This is a genomic window from Fibrobacter sp. UBA4309 (assembly GCF_002395745.1).
Taxonomy (GTDB): domain Bacteria; phylum Fibrobacterota; class Fibrobacteria; order Fibrobacterales; family Fibrobacteraceae; genus Fibrobacter.
This window is the reverse complement of the sequence record NZ_DGUN01000074.1, coordinates 110,686-118,518: the sequence shown is the minus strand read 5'-3', so window position 1 is coordinate 118,518 and position 7,833 is coordinate 110,686. Positions and strand designations below refer to the sequence as shown.

Here is a 7,833-nt window from a genome sequence, read left to right as displayed (position 1 = left end):
ACGTCGAGGTCGTTGTGCTTACCAGAAACGCGGAGGCACTTCTGGCTGTTGCATACGCGCTTCCAGCCCTTCGGATTGTCGCCCAGGAAAATGGCCTTGAACTGGTTCATGCCCGCGTTCGTGAACATGAGCGTCGGGTCGTCATGCGGAACCACCGGCGAAGAACGCACAAAGAGGTGGCCCTTGGATTCAAAGAACTTGATGAAAGATTCGCGCACCTGCGCGGAAGTCATAGTAGGCATAATGTGTCCCTTTATTTTTTCGGGGGTAAATTTAGCAATTAGAGTCTAGAGTTTAGAAGTGTTTAATAAAAAGAGGCCGGTTTTCCCCCTAAAAAACTACCATGAAGACCCTATTTCATTGAACATCAACGCGTTGCAAAAAACGCCTTAAAAAATTTTTCAATTTTTTCGTTGCTTCTTGTTAATTTATTAACTATATTTGTAATAATTACAAATCAATTTATGTTAAGAGGACCCATATTTTTCTAAAGACGGACGCCCCATCTTTTGATAAATTTTAGACAGGATTTTTAGCATTTCGAAAAGAAGGAAATGGAAATGATAGACGCATGGAAAGGCTTTACCGGCGGACTCTGGCAAAGCGAAATAAATGTCCGCGATTTTATTCAACAAAACTACACCGCCTACGATGGAGACAAGTCCTTCCTAGCCGGTCCGACCGATGCAACTCAAAAATTATGGGACGAACTGCAGAGCCTGCAGGCCGAAGAACGCAGGCACGGCGGCGTCCTCGACATGGATACCGACATTGTCTCGACCATTACGAGCCACAAGCCGGGCTACATCAACGAATCCCTGAAGGACCTGGAAAAGGTCGTGGGCCTCCAGACCGACAAGCCGCTCAAGCGCGCCTTCATGCCGTTTGGCGGTATCAAGATGGCCGAAGAAGCCTGCCAGCAGTACGGCTACAAACCGAGCGCCGAGCTCCACAAGATTTTTACCGACTACCACAAGACGCACAACCAGGGCGTGTTCGATGCGTACACTCCTGAAATCCGCGCCGTCCGCAAGGCTCACCTGTTGACGGGTCTTCCGGATACTTACGGCCGTGGCCGTATTGTCGGCGACTACCGTCGCGTGGCCCTCTACGGCATCGACTACATCATCAAGCAGAAACAGAACGACCTCGCCCATATCGGCGACGGCACCATGACCGACGACGTCATCCGACTGCGCGAAGAAGTGGCCGAACAGATCCGCGCTTTGCAACAAATGAAGGTGATGGCCGCAAGCTACGGCTTCGACATTTCCGAACCCGCAGTAAACGCCCACGAAGCCTTCCAGTGGCTTTACTTCGGTTACCTCGCCGCCATCAAGACTCAGAACGGCGCCGCCATGAGCGTGGGCCGCATCTCCACCTTCCTCGACATCTATATCGAACGTGACCTCAAGAACGGCACGCTCACCGAAAGCGAAGCCCAGGAACTCGTGGACCACATGGTCATGAAGTTCCGCATGGTCAAGTTCGCCCGTATCGAAAGCTACAACCAGCTCTTCAGCGGCGACCCGGTGTGGGCCACCCTCGAAGTCGGCGGTATGGGCCAGGACGGACGCTCCATGGTCACCAAGAACGACTTCCGCTTCTTGCACACGCTCGAAAACATGGGTCCCTCCCCGGAGCCCAACCTCACCGTTCTCTACACCAAGCGCCTCCCTGAAAACTTCAAGGAATACGCCGCCTACATTTCCGTAACGACGAGTTCCATCCAGTACGAGAACGACGACGTGATGCGCCCGGTATGGGGTGACGACTACAGCATCTGCTGCTGCGTTTCTGCAACGCAGACCGGCAAGGAAATGCAGTTCTTCGGTGCCCGCGCGAACCTCGCGAAGGCCCTCCTCTACGCCATCAACGGCGGCAAGGACGAGAAGGGCGGCCTGGTGCCCGGCATGCAGATCGGTCCGGAACTCGCCCCGATTACGAGCGAATACCTCGACTACGACGAAGTGATGCACAAGTACGACATCATGCTGGAATGGCTCGCGGGTATCTACGTGAATACGCTGAACCTGATCCACTACATGCACGACAAGTACTACTACGAAGCCGCGGAACTCGCCCTCATCGATACCGACGTGCGCCGCACGTTCGCTACGGGTATCGCAGGCTTCAGCCATGTGGTCGACAGCCTCTCCGCCATCAAGTACGCAAAGGTCAAGACGGTCCGTGGCGACGATGGCCTCGTGAAGGACTTCGTGGTGAAGGGAGACTTCCCGAAGTACGGTAACGACGACGACCGCGCCGACGAAATTGCCGTGTGGCTCCTGAAGGAATTCATTGCGAAGATCAAGAAGCACCACACCTACCGCAATGCGGAACCGACGACTTCTATCCTTACGATTACGAGTAACGTCGTGTACGGCAAGGCTACCGGCGCACTGCCCGACGGCCGCCCGGCAAACGCCCCGTTCGCTCCAGGTGCAAACCCGAGCTATGGCGCCGAAAAGAACGGCTTGCTCGCCTCGCTCAACTCTGTCGCGAAGCTCCCGTACGAATACGCGCTCGACGGCATCAGCAACACGCAGACGATTAGCCCGAACGCCCTCGGCCACAGCGACGAGGAACGTTCCCAGAAACTTGTGACCGTGATGGACGGCTACTTCGCCCAAGGCGCCCACCACCTGAACGTGAACGTGTTCGGCGTGGAAAAGCTGCTCGACGCGCAGGCCCACCCCGAAAAGCCCGAATACGCGAACTTCACCATCCGCGTTTCCGGCTACGCCGTCAAGTTCCTCTCGCTCACGAAGGAACAGCAGGACGACGTCATCAGCAGAACCTGCCACGGCGTGCTGTAATAGACCGCCCGAATTTCAGTGCAAACAATTTAGAAGCCCCGGAGTTATCCGGGGCTTCTTGTGTAAGCGAAACAGGCTGGATTTATCCTATAATCACTCAGTCTATTCCACTTCGCGAGAAAGCATCAGTTGAGCCATGCCGTCCTTGACAATGAGGTTTTCGTGACGCAACATGACCTTTTCCATTTCCCAGGCACCCCTGGACCAGTGGTCGTCATTAAGGTCGTCTCCGTCAAAGTCGTCCTGCCAATCGAGCGTGAAGCTCTTGGTCGCCTCGTCATACTTGTAGACGCGCACATAGTCGATATACTGGATTTTCGGACCGTCGGCGAGTTCGTCACCCGTGAACTTGCCCACCCAGGCCTGGCTCTTGGAAGCCCATACATTGAAGCGCAGGGACTGCTGCTGCGTCATGAACTCCACCTGGCCCTTTGCCATACCCAGGGTGTCGCGACGGATTTCGACGCTGTCGATTTCCCAGGAAATATATTCCGGGGTCCACACAAGCGTGAACAGGTGGAAGTCTTCCGTTGCCCCGAATCCGAAGGGATGCTTGCTTTCGGAAGTGACCTTCGTATTCTTTTTCACCGTGCCGTTTTCCAGGGTGTCGTTCGGATAGCGCGTGATAAGGTTGGCCTGCCAGCTCGTATCCGTCGTGCCCAGCACCTCGATATCGATTTCGTTCCAGGGCTGCTTACCCAACAGGTAAGACGGATCGTAGTAGAGGAACATGGAGCTCACGGAACCCGGAATGGAAAGCATCTTCATACGGGCTTCGAAACGGCCGTAGGTAAACTGGTCACGGCCAGTCAGCTCCGCACCATAATAGGCATAGGAGACAGGTCCCGCCGACGAAGACGACAGCACGATAGTTTCGGAAGACTGGATGATGGTTTCGGAAGAAGCCGGTTCAATAGTGGCAGAGGATGCAGGCACTTCGGCCTGTTCTTCCGGTGCGGTAGCAGTGGAATCGTCCGAGCAACCGATTGCAATCGCCGCAACGAAGGCGAGCGCCGTAGGGAGCATGTATTTGGTTTTCATAGTATACCTCTCTTATTACGTTTTCAAAATTACTCATCGCAAAAACGCATTACAATTCCTTTAGGCATTCAAACTGAAACAACTGTATTAAGTGTACCAATATCTTTTTCAAAGTGTTTTCCCCGTCACACTTTGCGGTCGTGCTTCTTTATTGTATCTTTAACGCATGACTACGGGACGTATCAACAAGTGTGAAACCTTCGGCTCTGTGGACGGACCCGGAATCCGTTTCGTTTTCTTTGTGCAAGGCTGCCCGATGCGCTGCCTCTTCTGCCACAATCCCGAAACATGGAATTTCAACGACAGCACAAGCAGCGAGATGACCGCGCAAGAGGCCATCAAGATGGCGCTGCGTTACAAGCCCTACTGGGGTAAAGACGGAGGTATCACCGTCAGCGGCGGAGAACCGCTCGCCCAGATAGATTTCTTGATAGAGCTTTTTGAACTGGCGAAACAGAACGGCGTGAACACCTGCATCGACACGTCGGGCGTAAACTTTGTTCGTAACGATCCGTATTTCGGCAAGTTCAAGCGGCTCATGGACGTGACAGACTTGTTGCTTGTCGACATCAAGCACATCGACCCCGCGGAGCACAAGAAACTCACCGGCCACGGGAACGAGAACATCATCGACATGTTCCGCTACCTGGACGAAATCGGCAAGCCCATCTGGATTCGCCACGTTCTGGTTCCCGGAATCAGCGACAACGACGAATACCTTGCAAAGACCCGCGAATTTATCGCGACGCTCCACAACGTGGAGAAAGTGGAAGTCCTCCCCTACCATGCGCTGGCACTCGCCAAATACCAGGAACTAGGCATCGACTACGCGCTGAAAGACGTGAAGTCGCCGTCACCGGAACGGATTGCAAACGCGAAAAAGATTCTCGGCGCCTAATCTTCCATCCATAAGCAAAAAAAACGGACCAAAGCCCGTCTTTAACATCAAAAATTCAATAGAACCGAGATTTCGTCTAAAGCCTAGCGAGAGAAGGAACCAACTCCGCGTAGCGTACTATTTTAGCAAGGGATAAGAAACAAGTAAGACGAGGCCACGACCCCCGAAGCCGTAGTAAAATCTACGGCGAGAGGGGGAGTAACGAAGTATTACGCAGTTTATTATCCCTTGATAGCGTCGCCCATCGAGAACATCGGCATATACATAGCAATCAGGAGGCCACCGACCGCGCCGCCGAGGAACACGATAATGAGCGGTTCGATCATGCTCACGACGGAATCCACCGCAGCGTCCACTTCTTCGTCATAGAAGTCCGCCAACTTCAAGAGCATACCGCCCAAGTTACCGGTCTTCTCACCCACGCCAGTCATCTGAATCACCATGGGCGGGAAAATGCCTACTTCTGCCATAGGATCCGCGATACTCTTACCGCCGGCAATGCCGATTGCAATCTTACCGATGGCTTGTTCCACTACCTTGTTACCAGCCGTAGAGGCCACGACCTTCAAGGCTTCCATCACGCTCACACCTGCATTCAACAAGGTTCCGAGAGTTCTCGAGAAGCTCGCCGTAGAAGACTTAATCGTGAGGTCACCTATCTTGGGCACCTTCAGCATAAACTTGTCAAATGCAAATTTTGCCGCAGGGATCCTCATGACCATCTTGAATGCCACAATCACGAGGACAAGCGCAATGAAGAGGAAAGCACCATTGTCACGAATAAAATCAGATATGTTCATCACCACCTGAGTCGGAGCCGGGAGTTCCGCATCCAATGCGGCGAACTGTTCGGCGAAGGTCGGCACCACGAACGTCATAAGGGCAATCACCACCAAGATACCGACGATGATAACCATCACCGGGTAAGTCAGGGCCTTCTTCACCTTGCGTTTGAGGCGCATACTGTTTTCCATCGTCTCGGCAAGACGCTGAAGAATCCCTTCAAGGATACCGCCCGCTTCGCCGGCCGCCACCATGTTGCAATAGAGGGAGTCAAAAACTTTCGGATGAAGCGCAAGCGCATCCGCCAAGGACGAACCACCGTTAATGGATTGGGTCACCTTGTGGACGACATTCTTGAGTTCTGGATTTTCACACTGTTCTTCGAGAATGTTCAGGCACTGCAACATCGGAAGACCGGCGGAACACATGGACGAGAACATACGCGTAAAGCGCGTGAGGTCCTCGTGCTTGATGCCGGTACCAATCTTGATCTTGATTTCGGTCGGCTTCTTCTTGAGGCTCACGATCACCAGGCGGCGACGCATGAGCATGGCTTCGGCTTCGGCCTTGTCCTTTGCCTCGAGAGTACCTTCGAAATTGTTGCCCTGGGCATTTTGCGCCTTGTACAGGAACTCTGCCATCGATTAGACTCCTTCCTTCACGAACAACTGTTCCAGCTGGTCCGGACTCGGTGAACGGGCCAGAGCCTCAAAACGGTCCACCTTGCGGTTCTTCACCAGATCGCAAAGGCACATGTTCATCGTGTTCATGCCGAACTTCTGGCCAATTTCAATCATCGACTCGATCTGGTGGACCTTGTCGTCGCGGATAAGCGCACGGATACCCGGCGTCACGCTCATGATTTCGTAAGCCATTACGCGGCCGCCGCCAATCTTCGGGACAAGGGTCTGACAAATGACACCCTGGAGCACGAAGGAAAGCTGCGTACGCACGGTCTGCTGTTCTCCTTTCGGGAAAGCATCCACCACACGGTTGATGGTCTGCACGCAAGAGTTGGTATGCAAGGTCGCAAAGGCCAAGTGGCCGGTTTCTGCAATCGTAAGGGCCGCACGGATGGTTTCCAAGTCACGCATTTCGCCGATAAGCACCACGTCCGGGTCCTGACGCAAAGCCATCTTGAGCGCCTGGGAGAAGCTGTTGGTGTCGCTTCCGACTTCGCGCTGGTTGATCATGCAACCCTGGTGCTTGTGCAAAAATTCGATAGGGTCTTCCACCGTCAAGATATGGTCATGACGTTCCTTGTTAATCTTGTCGATCATGGCGGCAAGGGTCGTAGACTTACCGGAACCGGTAGCACCCGTCACCAACACAAGGCCCGACGGACGGGTCGTGAATTCGGCCAGGATCTTCGGGAGGCCGAGTTCCTTGAAGGTCTTGATTTCGAGCGGGATGATACGGAGCGCCAGCGCCACACAACCACGCTGCAGGTAGGCGTTCGCACGGAAACGCGCAAGATTCGCGATACCGAACGAGAAGTCGCATTCCTTGTTCTGCTCAAAGGACTTTTTCTGCAGCTCGTTCATCAAGCTGTAAGTCATACGCATGGTTTCGTCCGGTTTCAGCTTGTCGTTCCCGATCGGGGTCAGCTTACCAGAAAGACGGACAAGGGGAGGCGCACCAGCCGTAATATGCAGGTCCGAAGCTCCGCGTTTCACCATTTCAGAAAGAAGATCTTGAATATTGTATGCCATATTGCAGAATATAATTTAAAAAGGGCAAAAAAAAACATAAATTCTCTTTAGATATGTGGCATAAATCCAAAAAAATCCTCGCCATACTGATTTCGGCCTGTTTTTTCATCCTTGCATACCATGTATACAAGGAACAGACGAAGCCGTTCCAGGAGATGCCGCAGACAATCATGAACTTTACCGCCCTTGACCTCAACGGAGAAAAGACGGAATACTACTACGAACGCGGCAAGGTGACCCTTATCGTACTGAGCGCCAGCTGGTGCCCTGCCTGCATCGCCGAAATACCAATCCTCAAGTCGCTACACCAGGACTATTCTTCCAGAGGGTTCAAAATCCTCATGATAAGCGAAGACGACAATATCAAGATTGCCGCCCGGTTCAAGAAATCGCAAATGATGCCCTGGGCTGTCGTCCACTGGAACTACGACCTCATGAACGCCCTCGGAAATCCGAGAGTGCTTCCCGTCAGCTACCTTGTCGACGGCAACGACGATATCATAAACATCACCGCCGGCATCCTCGACGAAAAGAAAATGCGCTCGACACTCGAACGCATCCTGAACTAGTCTATTGCCAG

At 53.2% G+C, this 7,833-nt stretch carries 7 protein-coding genes; 3 read left to right on the top strand and 4 right to left on the bottom strand.

Annotated features, from left to right (window positions below):
• Positions 1-233, bottom strand: a 233-nt coding sequence (locus tag B3M32_RS10710) for an alanine--tRNA ligase-related protein (RefSeq protein ID WP_349679870.1), incomplete at its 3' end; no start/stop codon positions are given.
• A gap of 327 nt (positions 234-560) precedes the next feature.
• Between B3M32_RS10710 and pflB the strand changes: the two genes are divergently transcribed.
• A complete protein-coding gene (pflB, locus tag B3M32_RS10705; RefSeq protein WP_290746604.1) occupies positions 561-2,819 on the top strand; it encodes a formate C-acetyltransferase in 2,259 nt (752 codons plus the stop codon).
• A gap of 102 nt (positions 2,820-2,921) precedes the next feature.
• On the opposite strand, the gene B3M32_RS10700 is transcribed toward pflB, so the two are convergent.
• Complete coding sequence (locus B3M32_RS10700; RefSeq protein WP_290746599.1) at positions 2,922-3,860, bottom strand: glycoside hydrolase family 16 protein; 939 nt, start codon at positions 3,858-3,860, stop codon at positions 2,922-2,924.
• A 166-nt stretch (positions 3,861-4,026) separates the two neighbouring features.
• Here B3M32_RS10700 and pflA point away from each other — a divergent pair, with 166 nt between their 5' ends.
• Positions 4,027-4,758 carry a pyruvate formate-lyase-activating protein gene (gene pflA, locus B3M32_RS10695; protein WP_290746596.1) on the top strand — a complete coding sequence of 244 codons (732 nt, stop codon included), beginning with the start codon at positions 4,027-4,029 and terminating at the stop codon, positions 4,756-4,758.
• A 221-nt stretch (positions 4,759-4,979) separates the two neighbouring features.
• Here the strand turns inward: pflA and B3M32_RS10690 are convergent, their stop codons facing one another.
• Entirely contained in the window at positions 4,980-6,182 is a 1,203-nt protein-coding gene (locus tag B3M32_RS10690) for a type II secretion system F family protein (protein ID WP_290746592.1), read from the bottom strand.
• A gap of 3 nt (positions 6,183-6,185) precedes the next feature.
• Positions 6,186-7,253 (bottom strand): type IV pilus twitching motility protein PilT, encoded by a 1,068-nt coding sequence (locus B3M32_RS10685; RefSeq protein WP_290746589.1) that lies wholly within the window; start codon positions 7,251-7,253, stop codon positions 6,186-6,188.
• Positions 7,254-7,306: 53 nt separating this feature from the next.
• Here B3M32_RS10685 and B3M32_RS10680 point away from each other — a divergent pair, with 53 nt between their 5' ends.
• Positions 7,307-7,822 (top strand): TlpA family protein disulfide reductase, encoded by a 516-nt coding sequence (locus B3M32_RS10680; protein ID WP_290746586.1) that lies wholly within the window; start codon positions 7,307-7,309, stop codon positions 7,820-7,822.
• Positions 7,823-7,833: the final 11 nt, after the last annotated feature.